We start from the raw sequence: 15,591 nt of genomic DNA, 5'->3' as shown, positions 1-15,591 counted from the left end.
TGTTCACGCCCTCTCTTTTTTCATGGAGCTTATAATTGCATGTGCGATGTCATCCACATGCCTTGTTTCATGTGCAAGGCCTGCTTTAATGACTGATTTAGGCATTCCGAAAACAACACATGATTCTTCTTTTTCTGCAATGACTTTTGTATGACCGCTTGCGACCATTTTTTTGACACCTTCTGTGCCGTCACTACCCATTCCTGTCATAATGACAGCGATTTTCTCGTAACCTTTTATGTTGCTGATGGATTCAAATAAATAGTTAACAGAAGGTTTGTGACGGCTGTCAGTGTCTTCTGGGGACAGCCTGATCACTAAAGCTGCCCCTTGTTCATGAAGTGACATATTCAATCCACCAGGAGCTATGTAAGCCACTCCATTTTTAGCGATGTCTCCATCTTGAGCTTCTTTGATCGTAATTTGTGATAAATGATCTAATCTAGTAGCCAGCGATGCCGTAAATCCTGCCGGCATATGCTGCACAATCAAAATCGGCGCCTCTATGTCTTTTGGCAGCTTCGTGACGACTCGTTGAAGCGCCCTAGGCCCTCCCGTAGATGTTCCGATTGAAATAATCTTTCGGAGTGATGAGCCGCTTCTTACTTCTTGCAGGCGGGGAGCGGCCGCTGGAATTGGACTTGGCGGCTTCATGAACGGCTTAGGAGAAACTTGTTTCTCAGTACGTTTTCTGGACAGGCCTGCCGCAAGTACCCGCTCTACAATTTGACCTCTTACTTTGTGTAAATCGAGCGAAATACTTCCTGAAGGCTTTGTCACAAAGTCAAAAGCACCGAGTTCTAAGCAATGGATGGTTAATTCCTTCCCTTGCTTCGTCTGGCTTGACACCATAATCACAGCAAGGTCGTGTTCAGCCAGAATTTGTTTTAATGCTTCTGTTCCATTTAGAACAGGCATTTCCACATCAAGTGTGACAACATCCGGATTCAATTCCTTAATCCGCTTTAAGGCATCTTCTCCATTTCGCGCCGTTCCGACGACTTCAATTTCTTGCTCGGCACTTAGGAAATCACTGATGAGTTTTCTCATAAAAGCCGAGTCATCTACTACAAGCACTCTAATCATGAGTCCACCTTCCTCCTTTTAAAAAAAGAGGACAACTTATCTATAAACGTATGCTGCTCTCTCTGTGCCTCTCTTATCTGCTGATGATAAAGTGTTTCAGCCAGCATTTTAATGGTTTTACTTAGCCTTGAATGAGGCTGCTTCATATAAAATGGCATTTGTTCAGTGACCGCTTTAGGAACAGCAGGATCATCAGGTACCGCACCAGCAAATACAAGCTTTCGGTGTAGAAATGACGTCACCACTCCTGCTAATTTCCGGTACGTTTCAGATCCTTCCGAAGGGGTTTTACACCGGTTGACAATGATTTGAACAGACTGTTCAAACTGATGAATGGCTAAGTGCTTAATTGCGCTGTAGGCATCCATGATGGATGTTGGTTCTGGCGTTGTCACAACAACCACTTCTCCTGCCGATAAAACAAAAGGGAGTTGATCTTTTGACAAGCCTGCACCCATATCAAAGAATATACAATCAAAGTCATTCAATATTTTCTCCATCTCTTCTAAAAAGAACGACCATTGATCTTTGTCTAAAGAAAATAGCTGTTCAAGCCCGCTTCCGCCAGAAATGTAATACAGATTGTCCGTTCCTTTTGTCATAGCCGCTTGGAAGGATTTTTTCCTAACAAGCACGTCTAATATAGAGCTGGTCGATGTTTTCCCTAGTAAAATATCAATATTCCCCATGCCAAAGTCGAGGTCGATGATGAGCACTTGCTTGCCCGTACTTGCGATAGACAGTGCCATATTCAGCGTCAAATTCGATTTACCTACTCCGCCTTTACCGCTCATGACAGCAATGGTTTTCGCTTGTCCATTCGCACGAAGAGAGTTCGGTACAATCAGTTGGTTCTGCTGAACAAGCTTTCTTAAACCTTCGGCTTGGTCAGGCTTCATCATTGTAAGACCATCCTTGTCAAATCAAGGGGGGAACTCTCAAGAATATCCTCAGGCACATTTTGGCCATTTGTTAAAAACCCGAGCCCGATTTGAGATTCTGCAATGATTTGAAAGATCGTTCCCATCGTGTCTGTTTCATCAACTTTTGTGAAAATAAATTGATCGATTGGAACGTGTTCAAAACGTTTGACCATGGCTTTCATATCTTGATATTTCGATGTCGCACTCATGACGAGAAAACTTTGAATGCTTTCATCAAATGGAATGATATCTGTCAGCTCTTTGATGTACGCCTCTTCTTTAAAGTTACGGCCTGCTGTATCGATGAAAATATGATCATAGTCTTTAAAGGTCTGCTGTGCTTTCACAAAGTCCTCTCTTGAATAACAAACCTCAAGCGGTGCATTTAGCAGTTCAGCATATGTTTTTAGTTGTTCAATCGCGGCAATCCGGTACGTATCTGTTGTGATAAAAGCAATTTTCTTTTGCTGCTGAATAGCCGTTTTCGCAGCAAGCTTTGCAATCGTTGTCGTTTTACCAGCACCAGTTGAACCAAACAGCACAATGTATTTCGAACGAATCATCGGCTCATCAGAAGTGTGAGCCGGCAGCATCCCTGTGAGTAGTTTTTCAAGTTCTTTTTCAATCTGCTCTTCTTTCACAGCACCTTTTGTTAAAAGACCCTTTAAGCATTCATCTCGAATCTCATCATCAAGACCTTGATCTTTTAGCTTTTGATCAATCTTCATGAGAGAATCCGGCAAGATCCCGGCATGGCGTTCGTTTCTTGCATATTCTAAAGGCTGAGAATGAGAAGGCGCTGCTTTAACTGCTTGAGTGGCAGCCGGCAGCTCTTGCGTAAGATGTTGAATCTGCTCCTTTTTCGGTAACACCGGGATAGGCGCAGCTGCTGGTTGTAATCCTTTACCGGCTCTTTCTTCAAAATCTTGATCCAGCACTGCAATCACTTCGACCATTTGCTGTTTCTTTAAACCGAACAGCTTTCGTTTGACAACGGTTTTCGAATTTAATATGACGGCATCCTTCCCAAGCTGCTGCCTGATTTGGATCGTTGCCTCCTGCATAGAATTCGCTGTGATTTTTTTCATTTTCATTAGATATCCACCACTCCGATGCTCTGTACTTCCACATTTGCTTCTAGTTCGTTATAAGATAGTACCGGTAAATCTGGGAAATATCTTTCTAACAACTGTTTGACGTACATTCTTATAGGAGGTGAGCATAATAGAACCGGCGTTTCCTGACGAAGCGAAAGCTGTTCAATTTCTCTCGCCACTGATTGAATCACACTTTCAGAGGATTCTGGATCTAACGATAAGTAGTTCCCATGCTCTGTTTGCTGCACGCTGTCTGCAATCACCTTTTCGACTCGGCCTGAGCATGTCACGACTTTCAGTGATTCATTTTCTCTTGCATACTGCGCAGTAATCTGTCTTGCAAGTGCCTGTCTAACATACTCTGTTAGCAAGTCTGTATCAGTCGTTAATTTTCCGTAGTCTGCAAGGGTCTCAAAAATGGTCACAAGGTTTCGAATGGAGACCTTTTCTTTCAGAAGTTTTGCAAGTACTTTTTGGATATCCCCGACTGCTAGTGGATTCGGCGTTACCTCATCTACTAGAACTGGATAACTTTCTTTCAGATGATCGATTAATTGCTTCGTTTCTTGGCGTCCAAGCAGTTCGTGGGTATTTTGTCTAATCTTCTCTGTGATGTGGGTAGACACAACAGATGCTGGATCGACCACTGTATACCCAAGCATTTCAGCCTGATCTTTTTCTGCTTCTGATATCCATTTTGCCGGCAGACCAAAGGATGGTTCGATTGTTTCAATTCCTTCAATCGGATCATCATCAGGCGTTGGGGACATCGCTAAGTAATGATCAAGCAGCAGCTCTCCTTTTGCCACTTCGTTCCCTTTTATTTTGAGCCTGTATTCATTCGGGTTCAGCGCAATGTTGTCTCGAATACGGACAACTGGAATGACAAGACCTAGTTCAAGAGCAAGCTGCCTTCTGATCATGACAATCCGGTCTAGCAGGTCTCCGCCTTGATTGGCATCTGCAAGTGGAATCAACCCGTAGCCAAATTCAAATTCAATGGCATCCATTTGCAGGAGATGAATGACACTTTCTGGACTTTTCATCTCTTCTACCTCTGCCTGTTCTTCCAGTACTTCTTCAATCTCTTCTTGATCCTGTTTGTTTTTCGACATCATGTACGCACCGAGTGCAAGTAAACCTGCGATCGGCCCTGTCAAAAGTACGCCAATTGGCGTAAACAATCCAAGCAGGAAGATCGTACCTGCTGTGACGTAAAGCATGGCAGGGAAGGCAAAGAGCTGACCCGTAATGTCTGAACCAAGGTTTCCGTTAGAAGCCGCTCTCGTGACAACAATCCCTGTCGCTGTTGAGATGAGAAGTGCAGGGATTTGCGACACAATTCCGTCCCCTACTGTTAAAAGAGTAAAGTGGGAAGCTGATTCTTGAATCGACATTCCTTGCTGAATCATCCCAATAATGATGCCAAAAATAATATTGATAATAACGATGATAATACCTGCGATGGCATCCCCTTTAACGAACTTACTTGCACCATCCATCGCACCATAAAAGTCTGCTTCTCTTGCTACTTTTTCACGGCGGTTTCTAGCTTCACTTTCTGTCAGCATTCCTGCATTCAAATCTGCGTCAATACTCATTTGTTTACCTGGCATCGCGTCGAGTGTAAATCTGGCCGCAACCTCTGATACACGCTCCGCCCCTTTGGTGATGACAATAAACTGAATAATGATCAGAATAAGGAAGACAACCAGACCAACGAGTATATTGCCCCCAACAACAAATGATCCAAACGTTTCTACAACCTTACCAGCATCTCCAGTTGATAAAATAGAACGGGTTGTAGAGATGTTAAGCCCTAAACGAAACAGTGTTAAGAGCAAAAGCAAAGACGGAAAAATGGAAAATTGCAGTGGTTCTTGCATGTTCATTGTGGTGAGAAGCACGATAAGCGCAAGAGAAATATTAATAATGATTAAAATACTTAATAGGATGGGCGGAAACGGTATGACCAGCATCGCCACGATTAAAATAACACTGAATAAAACAGATAAATCTCTTGCTGACATGCCTGTTCTCTCCTTTTAAAACCAAAAATTCATAAAATCTTTTGTTTCGTTTTATATACGTAAGCCAAAATTTCTGCGATCGCCTTAAAATACTCTTCCGGCACCGCTTGGTCGATATCCACTTGATCATAGAGGGCGCGGGCGAGTGGCCGGTTCTCTACAGTCATAACATCATGTTCTTTCGCAATTGTTCTAATTTTCAAAGCCAAAATATCCGTTCCCTTTGCCACAACATAGGGCGCGTCCATCTTTTCTTCGTCATATTTCAAGGCAATTGCATAGTGGGTCGGGTTTGTAATGATGACGTCCGCTTTTGGGACTTCCTGCATCATCCGTCTCATGGCCATTTCCCTTTGCCGCTGTTTAATTTTTGATTTTATGAGCGGGTCACCCTCTGATTTTTTATACTCATCTTTGATGTCTTGTTTAGACATCCGTAAGTTTTTTTCATAATCAAATTTCTGATACATGTAGTCAAGCCCGGCTAAGATCAGAAGAGCACCTGCTGCATATAGACCCATAATCAAGGTCATATTTGCCACGAAATGAAGGGTTTCCTCTGCAGTGAGTAGAGGGAGCCGCAAGATTTCGTCAAAGTGCATCCATAGAGCGATAAATGTCGCAAAACCAACAAAACCAATTTTTAAAATGGATTTTAATAGCTCAACGAGTGCTCGAATACTGTATATTCGTTTAAACCCTTTGATTGGATCAAGCTTTTCTAATTTGGGCTTGATCACTTCAGTTGAAAAGAGAAACCCAACTTGTAAATAGTTACTGATGATCCCTGCCAGCATCCCAACACCAAGAATTGGCATGAGGAGGAGACCTGTCTCTTGAAGCAATTCCAAGAATAACTGGTGAATATTAGATGTGCTAACCTTCATTAGCATCGTTGTTGAATAAAAACGTTCAATGAGCGCAATAATACGCTCTTTCATAAAAGGCCCAATAAAAAAGAATGATAAAAAGATTAGTAGAAATGAGATGGCTGTATTGACGTCGGTACTTTTGGCAACCTGCCCTTTTTTACGTGAATCCCGTCTCTTTTTCGGTGTTGCTTTTTCTGTTTTTTCACCTGCGAAAAATTGCAAGTCGAGTCTAAGTCTTGTCGTCATGACGAACCACCGACCAATGCTAAGAAATTCCTCATGGTGAGCACAATCGTTTCAAATGTATTTTGGACGACCCCGAAGATAACACCCATACAAATGATGATCATAATAAAACTCACGCCCATTTTAATGGGAAGTCCAACGACAAATACGTTCATTTGCGGAACTGTACGTGCCACAATTCCTAATGCCAAATCGACTAAAAACAAACTAGCCACAACAGGTGCTGAGATTTGAAAGGCTATGATGAACATTTGGTTGAAACTCTTTGCAATAAAGTAAGCAAAGGATTCACTACCGAAGTTCAGTGCATACTGATCAACTTGAATATATTGAAAACTGTAATAGATTCCATCAAGCAGCAAATGATGTGCATTTGTTGCCAGCATCAGCAGCAAGGTCACCGTATAAAAAAACTGCCCCATCAGCGGCGTTTGCGCCCCTGTTTGTGGATCAATAATATTGGCGATCGCAAAGCCCATTTGAAAATCGATGAATGAGCCGGCAATTTGAACTGCGGACACCATGATATATGCAATCAGTCCAAGAAGAAGTCCGACCATTGCTTCTTTCACGGCAAGCATCATGTAAAGACCGTCGATATCGAGTGCTGGCGGTTCTTTAATGGTGCTAAAACTAATGACAGCCAAAAACAGTGAAAAACCAACTCTGTGAACTGCTGGTATCGTTCGATGCGCTAATAGCGGCACTGTCACAAAAAAAGCGGTGATCCGAATGAAAACGAGAAGAAAGGCAGGAAATAATTCTATGATTGACATCTCTGATTAACCTGCAAATCGATCTAAATTCGAGAACAGCTCTGTTGTAAATGACACAATTGTTGAAAGCATCCACGGACCAAACACAACAAGTCCAATGAGCACTGCAACAATTTTTGGAATGAACGCAAGCGTCTGTTCTTGGATTTGGGTTGTCGCCTGAAACACACTGACAATTAGTCCCACGATTAGTGCGAGCGCAAGAAGCGGCCCGCTGACAAGTAAAACAACATACACTGATCTTTCAGCCATCGTAATGACAAATTCTGAACTCATGTTTTAAGCACCTACTCTAAAAGCTTTGCAGCAAAGATTTAACAATCAAATACCATCCATCAACTAATACAAATAACAATATTTTGAAAGGGAGCGATATCATAACCGGCGGAAGCATCATCATCCCCATCGACATCAGGACACTTGCGACCACCATGTCAATAATTAAAAATGGAATAAAGATCATGAAACCAATTTGAAATGCCGTCTTTAATTCTGAAATTGCAAAAGCTGGTACCATCGCCGTTAAGGGAATATCTTTAATTGATTCAGGGGTATCCATTTTTGCGTAACTAAGAAATAAAGCCAAATCTTTCTGTCTCGTATGTTTACTCATAAACTCTTTAATTGGCACTTCGGCTTTTTCATAGGCCTGATTTAACGTAATATCATCATTTAACAGCGGCGTGAGTGCCTCTTTATTAATCTCTGAGAACGTGGGTGCCATAATAAAAAATGTGAGAAACAAAGCAAGTCCTACAAGCACTTGGTTTGGCGGCATTGAGTTGGTTGCAAGTGATGTTCTAACAAACGAAAGAACAATCACAATCCGTGTAAAACAGGTCATTAAAATCAGAATGCCTGGTGCAACTGAAAATACAGTTAACAATAAAAGAAGACGGACAGATGTGCTAATATTCCCTGCGCCACTGGAATTAAATAAATCGATAAACTCATTCATTTTGTTTCGGGCCTTTCTTTCTGACTTCTGATTGGGTCTTTTTCAATTCGGCTAGCTGCGCCTTTAAATTGGCTGAAAAAGAAGAAGTGGTCGGCTGATCGTGTTTCTTCACTTGCGATGTTAATTTTTGCATCATTTTCGGTAAGTCAGTCTTACTTTCCATCGCTTCTTCGTATTGTTTCACAATCGCTTCGCATTCTTGTTCATCATCGATTTCTTTTAGCAGCTGGATTGAGTCTGCTACGCCGACAACTAATACTCGTTTGCCCACTTTGATCAGCTGAACTGAACGATTTTGACCAACCGTCGTTCCGCCAATATTTTCAACATAGCGAAATGGCTTGAGTAAGCGGTTTTGCTTTCCAACAAATCTCACCAATCCGTAAATGAGCAGGATGACAAAAAGTAAGGCACCAATCATTTTGACAAAATCCATAATGGAGACAGAAGAAGAGGGAACTTCTTCTGCCGGATTCGTTTGATTGTCAGTGGTTTTCTTTTCTGTATCCTTTTTGCTTTCTTTCTCATCTTTGAGCCAGTCATTCACCGTGCCATTTTCAGGATCTTTTGTTTCAGCAAACAGTGAGGCGGGCTGCGCTGTCAAGAAAAGCATAAAACTGATCATTGCTATACATATCAAACGTTTTTTCAACAAGTCTTACACCCTTTTTTAGCCTAACGTTTTATTAATTGCTTCAAGTACACGGTCTGCCTGGAATGGCTTCACGATAAAGTCTTTTGCACCTGCTTGGATGGCATCAATAACCATTGATTGTTGTCCCATCGCTGAGCACATAATGATTTTTGCCGAAGCATCGATTTGTTTAATTTCTTTTAATGCTGTGATCCCGTCCATTTCTGGCATTGTGATATCCATTGTGACTAGATCAGGAGATGTTTCTTTATATTTTTCAACAGCTTGTGCGCCGTTTTCTGCTTCTCCTACTACATCAAATCCATTTTTTACAAGAATATCCTTAATCATCATTCTCATGAATGCTGCATCATCTACGATTAATACCTTAGTAGCCATTTACTTATTCTCTCCCTATATGTTTGTTTATTTTAAATTAGAAAGTCTTTCAGACTGACTTAAAATGTCAGTCACACGTACACCAAAGTTCTCATCAATGACAACAACTTCTCCTTTGGCGACGATTCGTTTGTTGACCAGAATGTCGACTGGCTCACCTGCAAGTTTGTCCAGTTCAATGATACTTCCAGCGGAAAGTTCAAGTACTTCTTTCACACTGCGCTGCGTTCTTCCAAGCTCCACTGTAATGGAAAGTGGAATATCCATCAGCATATCAAGATTACCGAGCTGACTTGTTGTATGCTGAGGCTCACTAAATGCCTCAAATTCAACTGGCGCCACATTGACAGGTTCTGCCGGCTTTGGCTTCGCCTGTCTTTTCGGCGGTGCCGATTGCTGCATAGGAGCAGATTGTGCTTGCGGAGCAGCCTGCTGTGGTTCAGGTGCACTCTGAGGTGCTTCTTGAACCGGCTCTTCTTCCGCTGGGTCTGTTAATTCTGCAATCAAATCTTTCGCAAACGTAATAGGGTAAAGCTGCATAATATTTGAATCTATGAGTTCACCTATCGTTAATCTAAAGGACACTTTGACAAGCATCTCTTCAGCTGGAATGCGGTCTGTGCCTTCTCCTTCTTTCACATCAAGCAGCTCAACGCGAGGCGGAGAAATATCAATCTTTTTATTAAAGACTGTTGACATGGACGTCGCTGCTGAACCCATCATTTGGTTCATCGCTTCTTGTACTGCACTTAAGTGAATTTCACTTAACGACGGGTCAGCATTTGTTCCATCTCCGCCCATCATTAAATCCGCAATGACTGCCGCATCGGTTTGCTGGATGACAAGCAGGTTACTAGCGCTGAAGCCTTCCGTATAATTCACTTCAATTGCGACATACGGATGAGGAAATTCCTCATTCAGCTTGCTTTTTTGAATCACTGTGACAGTTGGAGTTGTAATCTCCACTTTTTGACTTAATAGGGTTGAAAGTGCTGTTGCAGAGCTTCCAAATGATATATTTCCGATTTCCCCAATGGCATCTTGTTCCATTGCAGAAAGGAGTGTATCAGGCTCTATATCGTCATTGCTGCCTCCTTTAAGGAGCGCATCGATTTCATCTTGTGATAATTTACTTCCGTTATTCTCCATCTTCTTCACCTCTTATGTCGTGATCTAGAATTTGAATCGCCTGTTTCCGATTCACGCGGCCGGCCTGTCCCAAGAATTTCGGTTTATTTCCGACCATAACAGTAAGAGGCGCATTTACTGGTTTGTCCAAGGCAATACAATCACCAATTTCCAAATTCAAAAACTCTTCCACCGTCATTTCCGATTGTCCAAGCTCTGCGACTACCGGTATTTTCGCCGTCATAATCCGTTTTTCAATGGCCTTTGTTTCTTCTTGTTTCGGTTCATTTCGTTCCGATTGCATCCAGTAGTGTACAGACAGCTTCGGAATAATAGGCTCTAATACTACGTGAGGAATACAGAGATTAATAACCCCGCTTACCTCACCAATTTGTGTATTAAGAGAAATGACGACAACTGTTTCGTTTGGTGACACCATTTGAACAAACTGGGGATTTACCTCGAAATCTGCCATTTCTGGCTCGATGTCGGTTATGGACTGCCACGCTTCTCTGTAGTTTTCCAAAGCTCCCTCAAACATGTTTGAGATAATCTTTGTTTCGATTTCTGTCAGTGATTCTGTCTTATTATGACTAATGCCAATCCCGCCCATCAGCCTATCCATCATGGCATAGCCAATCGTTGGGTTCACTTCAAGCATGATTCTTCCTTCAAGCGGGCTGACGTAAAATAAGTTTAATAATGTCATATTAGGAATCGAACGAATAAATTCTTCATATGGCACTTGGTCAACCGAGCTGACAGAAATTTGAATATATGATCTTAGCTGCGCTGAAAAGTGTGTGGTAAGCAGTCTAGCGAAGTTATCATGAATTCTTGTTAAACTTCGAATCTGGTCTTTTGAAAAGCGCAGTGCACGTTTAAAGTCATACACTTTCACTTTTTTCGTCGTTTCTTCTTTTTTCAGCTCTTCTGCATCCATTTCGCCTGTTGATATGGCGGATAATAATGCATCGATCTCATTCTGGGAAAGCACTTCTCCTGACATTTCTTCACCTCCATCGTGTCAATTAATCGCCTCTATTGCAGATTAAAGGAGGTTATATAAACTTCTTTCACCTTGCCATCTTGCAAATAGTTATTCACTTTGTTTTTGACCTGTGTTTTAAAATGTTCTCTGCCTTTTTTGCCATCAAGTTCATCTGCATTCGTGTCTGATAAAATGTCGATCACAGCATCTTTCACTTGGAAGTTTCTTTTTTCAAGCTCTTCTTTGGCTTTTTCTGAATCTGTTTCAATATTTAGTACAAGTTTGACCGCATTTCCTTCAGATTTTAAATTGGTCACAATCTCAGGAATTTCAACAGAAGCTTTTACGACTTCATCTGCTGTTGGCTCTTTTTCTGCTTTTGCTTCGTCTGACCCATTCACCAGAAAGAAAATACCTGCTCCAATTCCGACGATAGCAATAATCATGATTAGCATTACTACGACTAATTTCTTCTTCATTCAAACTCCTCTATTCCTTGATTCAATGAAATGACTTGGATTTTTCTATAGAAAGAAATGATTTTCTCCTGAAGCTGCTCTTCATCTTCTTTCACAACGAATTTCTTTCCATTGGCGAGTGTAATGGTCGTGTCTGGAAAGCTTTCGATTTGCTCGATATGGAGAGCGTTGAGCATAAATCCTTTGCCATTTAATCTTGTCACTTCAATCATATTAAGCAGAGAAGCGATAAACCGCTCCTCCTACCTCCTATCGTTTCAGATTCACAAGTTCTTGCAGAATTTCATCAGATGTTGTGATCGTCTTTGCATTCGATTGGAATCCACGCTGTGCGATAATCATTTCTGTAAACTCATCTGTTAAATCAACGTTTGACATTTCAAGTTTACCTGTTTGGACGACGCCCGTTCCTTGTTCACCTGGTACGATTGGATTACTTGGAGCACCTGAGCTTAACGTTTGGCGGTAAAGGTTGTCACCAACTTTGTCTAGCCCTCCTGCGTTACGGAAAGATACGAGTGATATTTGACCAACGGTTCTTGATACATTGTTTTCAACAACCGAAATCGTTCCATCTGGACCAACACTTACACTTGAAACACCGTCTGGAATCGTTATCTTTTGTCCATTCATTCCAAGTAGATAATTTCCATCAGGGGTGACTAAACTTCCCTCTGAATCAGTGTCGAAATTTCCTGTTCTTGTATAAAGAACTTCTCCTTGAACTTCAATACGGAAAAACCCATCTCCATTGATATAGAAGTCGTAAGGTTCATTTGTATTTTGAGAAGATCCCGCTGACATGATTTTATCGATTGAAGATAAAGATGACCCTAAACCAATTTGCTTTGAGTTGATTGAACCAGAGTTGTTCGTTGGCCCACCAGAACTTCCAATGGTTTGGCTGACCATATCTTTAAACGTGATACGGCTTTTTTTGTATCCGTGTGTGTTGACGTTGGCTACGTTGTTGGCTACAACATCTAATTTTGATTGGAAGTTTTTCATTCCACTAATTCCTGAGTAAAGTGAGCGTAACATTTATTTTCCTCCTCGATTTGCTTACGATTTTTCTCCAACAGTTGTAACGTCCCAAGGGCTGATTTTCGTTCCATCTTCTAAATATAGGAAGTATTCATTGTTTATGTTTTTCACAGACTTCACAGTGCCAGATATGTCTTTATCATCTTGTTTACCCGCTACTTCTTTACCAATCCAGCCTACATATGTCGTAAATGGATCTTGGTGTGCAACAAATGTAGACATGATCTGATTCATTTTGGTGATAGATTCGTTCATATTCATTTGCTGTTCTAAAGAAGAAAATGTTGCAAGCTGTGTGACAAACTCACGGTCATCAATCGGGTTTGTCGGATCTTGGTTTTGAAGCTGCGTAAGCAAGATTTTCAAGAACTGATCTCGGCCAAGTGTATCTGTTTTCTTTGCTGCGTTTGAAGAAGTGTCCGCTTGTGCGGCTGTTCTATTCGTCGCATCAACAGTTGCCATTAGATCTCCTCCTCTTCTTCTTCTGATCCAACAAGCGCATCTAGTACATCTTGGAATTCAGCTTCCTGTTCATCAGGCTGCTGGAAACTTTGTCCTTTTGATGGCTGCTGCTTGCCTTCCTCATTAAATTGTCCAAAAGACGGCTGCTCATTTGACTGAAGCGGTATATGGAAACGGTCAACTTGAACCGACATATTCGGTAGCGCCTGCTTGAGCTGAGGCAGATGATGCTCGAGCAGCTCTTTTGCTGCTTGCGTTGAAGCTGTAATTTTACTCGCATACATCCCGTTTTGTTTCGTTAGCTGGATGGTAATAAACCCGAGATTTTCTGGATTTAATCGTACGGTAAACCGTCCGCTTGAATTGCCAAATGGTGTGAACTTCATTTGTTTCCACGTATTTAAAATCTGCTGATCAACCGTGCCTGGCTTTTCGTCAGTTGTTTGCGTCTGCTGCATAGGAGCAGCTGATTGCAGTTGGAAAAACTGTTTATGCCCTGGAAGCAGCGTATGGGTGATTGTTTTTTCAGAAGCAGGTGCCGCAGTGCCTTGACCTTTGATGACTTCTTTCTTCATAAGCCATTCAAGTGAGGCAGCACCTTTTGCTGGAGATGAGAAGGAAGATTCTTGCCTTGGAGCAACCATTTCTTTTAACTCTCCTAAGGAAATTTTCCATTCTTTATCTGACCCTTTCGCATTCGCCATCATATGATCGATTAACTGATTAAAGTGTTTCAGCTCGCTTTGCGACATATTATTCAGCTTAGGTGCCGATCCTTGCGAGAAGAACTGCTCTTTTACTTGTTGAATGAGCTTTTCATCTGCTCCGTTTTTCGTTAGAAACTTGATGAAATCTTCACCTTTTGCTTGAATATCCTGTACAAGTTTTGCATCAAAGCTCACCGGCTGCTGATTCAGTATTTGATATAAGAAAAAGTGGACTTGTATGAGCTGTTCACTATGTTCAGCAACTGGCTTCTCATCCTGATCGCCATAGATAACCGATTCCATCTTTTGAAATAGCTCTTCAAGTGACTTTAAGTCAGCCACTTCAAGCTTTTGACCTTGCAGCGCCTGAAGTGCCGCAAGAAGATCTCCATCTATTCCTTCTTCAGGTGATTGCATCCATTTTTCAATGATTTGCATCGCATCATTCATGGATAGAGTGGTTTCCGCTGGCTGAGAAATAGCTGGACCACTTTGAATACCTGCGCCATTTAACAATTGTTTAAACAGGCCGCGAGCAGATACTGCCCCCTCTCCCTTTAGTCCCGAGAGACCTTGGGAAGATTGCTGTAAGGCTCCAATGTCCAATAGCTTCACTTATTGTCCACCCCCATTTTCACTTTCTTCTTTTTTGGCAAGCTCCTTCGTGAACGTTGCTGCCTTCTGAGGTGTCAGTTTTGCTAATATGTCCGTCAACTTATTTTTACTCAGCTCTTCAAGGATCTTCAAAGCTTCTTTATCACTTAGCTCTGATAAAATTTTGGCAGATTTCCCTGCATCCATGCTTTCATAAATGCTGGCGACCTTTCCTTTTGATTGCTGATTAGAAGATGCTGACGAATCAGAGGAAGATCCTGATGCGTTATTACTTGATGATGTACTGTTTGATGAACTGTCACTTGCTGACGTGTTCTCTTTATCAGATGTTTTTTCAAGTGAATTGATTTTTTGATTCAATCGTTTAATCTCTTCATCACTTGTCTTCAAGTCTTTTTGAGCAATTTCAAGTTCATTCTCTTGTTCTTTAATCGTCTTTTTCAACGCTTTCAACTCTGTATCACGTTGATCGTTATTTGAAGATGACGTTTTTGATGTGTCATCTGATCCAACCAAGCTGCTAATCCCCGGAATGTTTTGGAGCGGTTTCTTTAGATCATAACCCGCCATATAAAGGATTGTGCCCGTCACGATCACAAGCACAACCAATGGGATAATGACAATAAACAAGATCCATTGAAATTTACCGCCGCCACTTGATTCCTTTGTTTTTTCCTTCTTAGGCATTCATCTCGACTCCTAATGTCCTTGAAACATGAATTGGCTGATAGAGATATCATCCATTTCTTTCATTTCAATTGCCTTATGTTCAAGGGAGAACTTTTCAAATTGCTTTTCTTTCATTTTTTCAAACTTTTTAAACTCAATATTTTTTTCAGTTAAATCAGATTGTTTTTCATTCATTTGATGGCGTTTCATGATCACAAGCTGCTGATAATGATGAATGGTGTTATCTAAGTTCGTCACAAATTGCTGATAATGACGCATTTCTTGAACACTCATCCCACTTCTCAGCTTTTCTTCTTTGCTCTTTTCCATTAGCTCTTTTTTACTCATATTTTCATAGAGTTTTTCAGCGGCTTGCTCAAATGCCGAAACGGATTGTTGATACGCTGCGAGTGATTTGTCTTTTTCACTTTCTTTCAATTCTAAGAGCTTTTGAAATTTGTATTGATATCTCACT

19 protein-coding genes are annotated in these 15,591 nt (G+C 41.4%); all 19 read right to left on the bottom strand.

Annotated features, from left to right (window positions below; genetic code table 11):
- Nucleotides 1–3: 3 nt before the first annotated feature.
- From NST15_RS08010 to fliJ, 19 genes are read right to left on the bottom strand one after another with little or no spacing between them, the layout of a single operon-like run.
- Nucleotides 4–1,086 (bottom strand): chemotaxis response regulator protein-glutamate methylesterase, encoded by a 1,083-nt coding sequence (locus NST15_RS08010; RefSeq protein WP_008344775.1) that lies wholly within the window; start codon nt 1,084–1,086, stop codon nt 4–6.
- Nucleotides 1,083–1,988, bottom strand: coding sequence for a MinD/ParA family protein (locus NST15_RS08005; RefSeq protein WP_035392057.1), 906 nt, complete (start codon nt 1,986–1,988; stop codon nt 1,083–1,085). The genes NST15_RS08010 and NST15_RS08005 overlap by 4 nt, the downstream gene beginning before the upstream one ends.
- On the bottom strand, nt 1,985–3,103 hold the full coding sequence (gene flhF / locus NST15_RS08000) for a flagellar biosynthesis protein FlhF (protein ID WP_056704725.1): 1,119 nt from the start codon (nt 3,101–3,103) through the stop codon (nt 1,985–1,987). Before flhF ends, NST15_RS08005 begins: the two co-directional genes overlap by 4 nt.
- Nucleotides 3,103–5,136, bottom strand: coding sequence for a flagellar biosynthesis protein FlhA (gene flhA, locus NST15_RS07995; protein WP_008344782.1), 2,034 nt, complete (start codon nt 5,134–5,136; stop codon nt 3,103–3,105). The genes flhF and flhA overlap by 1 nt, the downstream gene beginning before the upstream one ends.
- Before the next feature lie 29 nt (nt 5,137–5,165).
- Entirely contained in the window at nt 5,166–6,254 is a 1,089-nt protein-coding gene (flhB, locus tag NST15_RS07990; protein WP_008344784.1) for a flagellar biosynthesis protein FlhB, read from the bottom strand.
- Nucleotides 6,251–7,030: a flagellar biosynthetic protein FliR gene (gene fliR / locus NST15_RS07985; protein WP_007499578.1), complete on the bottom strand. Its 780-nt coding sequence runs from the start codon at nt 7,028–7,030 to the stop codon at nt 6,251–6,253. The genes flhB and fliR overlap by 4 nt, the downstream gene beginning before the upstream one ends.
- Nucleotides 7,031–7,036: 6 nt before the next feature.
- Nucleotides 7,037–7,306, bottom strand: coding sequence for a flagellar biosynthesis protein FliQ (gene fliQ, locus NST15_RS07980; RefSeq protein WP_003211206.1), 270 nt, complete (start codon nt 7,304–7,306; stop codon nt 7,037–7,039).
- A gap of 16 nt (nt 7,307–7,322) precedes the next feature.
- The gene (gene fliP / locus NST15_RS07975; RefSeq protein WP_007499580.1) at nt 7,323–7,988 is read right to left on the bottom strand and encodes a flagellar type III secretion system pore protein FliP; all 666 of its coding nucleotides are present in this window, start codon (nt 7,986–7,988) and stop codon (nt 7,323–7,325) included.
- Nucleotides 7,981–8,640, bottom strand: a complete 660-nt coding sequence (gene fliZ, locus NST15_RS07970; protein WP_024720357.1) for a flagella biosynthesis regulatory protein FliZ — start codon at nt 8,638–8,640, stop codon at nt 7,981–7,983. Before fliZ ends, fliP begins: the two co-directional genes overlap by 8 nt.
- Before the next feature lie 18 nt (nt 8,641–8,658).
- Nucleotides 8,659–9,021 carry a response regulator gene (locus NST15_RS07965; RefSeq protein ID WP_007499584.1) on the bottom strand — a complete coding sequence of 121 codons (363 nt, stop codon included), beginning with the start codon at nt 9,019–9,021 and terminating at the stop codon, nt 8,659–8,661.
- A 27-nt stretch (nt 9,022–9,048) separates the two neighbouring features.
- Nucleotides 9,049–10,170 (bottom strand): flagellar motor switch phosphatase FliY, encoded by a 1,122-nt coding sequence (gene fliY, locus NST15_RS07960; RefSeq protein WP_007499588.1) that lies wholly within the window; start codon nt 10,168–10,170, stop codon nt 9,049–9,051.
- Nucleotides 10,160–11,158 (bottom strand): flagellar motor switch protein FliM, encoded by a 999-nt coding sequence (gene fliM / locus NST15_RS07955; protein WP_008354483.1) that lies wholly within the window; start codon nt 11,156–11,158, stop codon nt 10,160–10,162. The genes fliY and fliM overlap by 11 nt, the downstream gene beginning before the upstream one ends.
- Nucleotides 11,159–11,190: 32 nt before the next feature.
- Nucleotides 11,191–11,619, bottom strand: a complete 429-nt coding sequence (gene fliL / locus NST15_RS07950; protein WP_178930134.1) for a flagellar basal body-associated protein FliL — start codon at nt 11,617–11,619, stop codon at nt 11,191–11,193.
- Nucleotides 11,616–11,831, bottom strand: a complete 216-nt coding sequence (locus NST15_RS07945; protein ID WP_008344794.1) for a flagellar FlbD family protein — start codon at nt 11,829–11,831, stop codon at nt 11,616–11,618. Before NST15_RS07945 ends, fliL begins: the two co-directional genes overlap by 4 nt.
- A 37-nt stretch (nt 11,832–11,868) precedes the next feature.
- Entirely contained in the window at nt 11,869–12,660 is a 792-nt protein-coding gene (flgG, locus tag NST15_RS07940) for a flagellar basal body rod protein FlgG (protein ID WP_017359086.1), read from the bottom strand.
- 21 nt (nt 12,661–12,681) lie between these two features.
- A complete protein-coding gene (flgD, locus tag NST15_RS07935; RefSeq protein WP_017359087.1) occupies nt 12,682–13,125 on the bottom strand; it encodes a flagellar hook assembly protein FlgD in 444 nt (147 codons plus the stop codon).
- Nucleotides 13,125–14,447: a flagellar hook-length control protein FliK gene (locus tag NST15_RS07930; protein ID WP_041090518.1), complete on the bottom strand. Its 1,323-nt coding sequence runs from the start codon at nt 14,445–14,447 to the stop codon at nt 13,125–13,127. The genes flgD and NST15_RS07930 overlap by 1 nt, the downstream gene beginning before the upstream one ends.
- Nucleotides 14,448–15,134 carry a MotE family protein gene (locus NST15_RS07925; protein WP_017359089.1) on the bottom strand — a complete coding sequence of 229 codons (687 nt, stop codon included), beginning with the start codon at nt 15,132–15,134 and terminating at the stop codon, nt 14,448–14,450.
- 12 nt (nt 15,135–15,146) lie between these two features.
- The gene (gene fliJ / locus NST15_RS07920; protein ID WP_024720352.1) at nt 15,147–15,590 is read right to left on the bottom strand and encodes a flagellar export protein FliJ; all 444 of its coding nucleotides are present in this window, start codon (nt 15,588–15,590) and stop codon (nt 15,147–15,149) included.
- Nucleotide 15,591 lies beyond the last annotated feature (1 nt).

The organism is Bacillus sp. FSL R5-0820, assembly GCF_038593385.1.
GTDB classification, from domain to species: Bacteria; Bacillota; Bacilli; order Bacillales; family Bacillaceae; genus Bacillus; species Bacillus altitudinis.
This window is presented reverse-complemented; position numbering and strand designations above follow the sequence as displayed.

Coding starts and splice junctions, on each gene's coding strand:
- flhB (WP_008344784.1), bottom strand. CDS start 6,254: ATGACGACAAGACTTAGACTCGACTTGCAATTTTTCGCAGGTGAAAAA.
- fliP (WP_007499580.1), bottom strand. CDS start 7,988: ATGAATGAGTTTATCGATTTATTTAATTCCAGTGGCGCAGGGAATATT.
- NST15_RS08005 (WP_035392057.1), bottom strand. CDS start 1,988: ATGATGAAGCCTGACCAAGCCGAAGGTTTAAGAAAGCTTGTTCAGCAG.
- fliR (WP_007499578.1), bottom strand. CDS start 7,030: ATGTCAATCATAGAATTATTTCCTGCCTTTCTTCTCGTTTTCATTCGG.
- NST15_RS07945 (WP_008344794.1), bottom strand. CDS start 11,831: ATGATTGAAGTGACAAGATTAAATGGCAAAGGATTTATGCTCAACGCT.
- fliM (WP_008354483.1), bottom strand. CDS start 11,158: ATGTCAGGAGAAGTGCTTTCCCAGAATGAGATCGATGCATTATTATCC.
- fliQ (WP_003211206.1), bottom strand. CDS start 7,306: ATGAGTTCAGAATTTGTCATTACGATGGCTGAAAGATCAGTGTATGTT.
- flgD (WP_017359087.1), bottom strand. CDS start 13,125: ATGGCAACTGTTGATGCGACGAATAGAACAGCCGCACAAGCGGACACT.
- fliL (WP_178930134.1), bottom strand. CDS start 11,619: ATGAAGAAGAAATTAGTCGTAGTAATGCTAATCATGATTATTGCTATC.
- NST15_RS07965 (WP_007499584.1), bottom strand. CDS start 9,021: ATGGCTACTAAGGTATTAATCGTAGATGATGCAGCATTCATGAGAATG.
- flhF (WP_056704725.1), bottom strand. CDS start 3,103: ATGAAAATGAAAAAAATCACAGCGAATTCTATGCAGGAGGCAACGATC.
- NST15_RS07925 (WP_017359089.1), bottom strand. CDS start 15,134: ATGCCTAAGAAGGAAAAAACAAAGGAATCAAGTGGCGGCGGTAAATTT.
- flhA (WP_008344782.1), bottom strand. CDS start 5,136: ATGTCAGCAAGAGATTTATCTGTTTTATTCAGTGTTATTTTAATCGTG.
- fliY (WP_007499588.1), bottom strand. CDS start 10,170: ATGGAGAATAACGGAAGTAAATTATCACAAGATGAAATCGATGCGCTC.
- flgG (WP_017359086.1), bottom strand. CDS start 12,660: ATGTTACGCTCACTTTACTCAGGAATTAGTGGAATGAAAAACTTCCAA.
- NST15_RS08010 (WP_008344775.1), bottom strand. CDS start 1,086: ATGATTAGAGTGCTTGTAGTAGATGACTCGGCTTTTATGAGAAAACTC.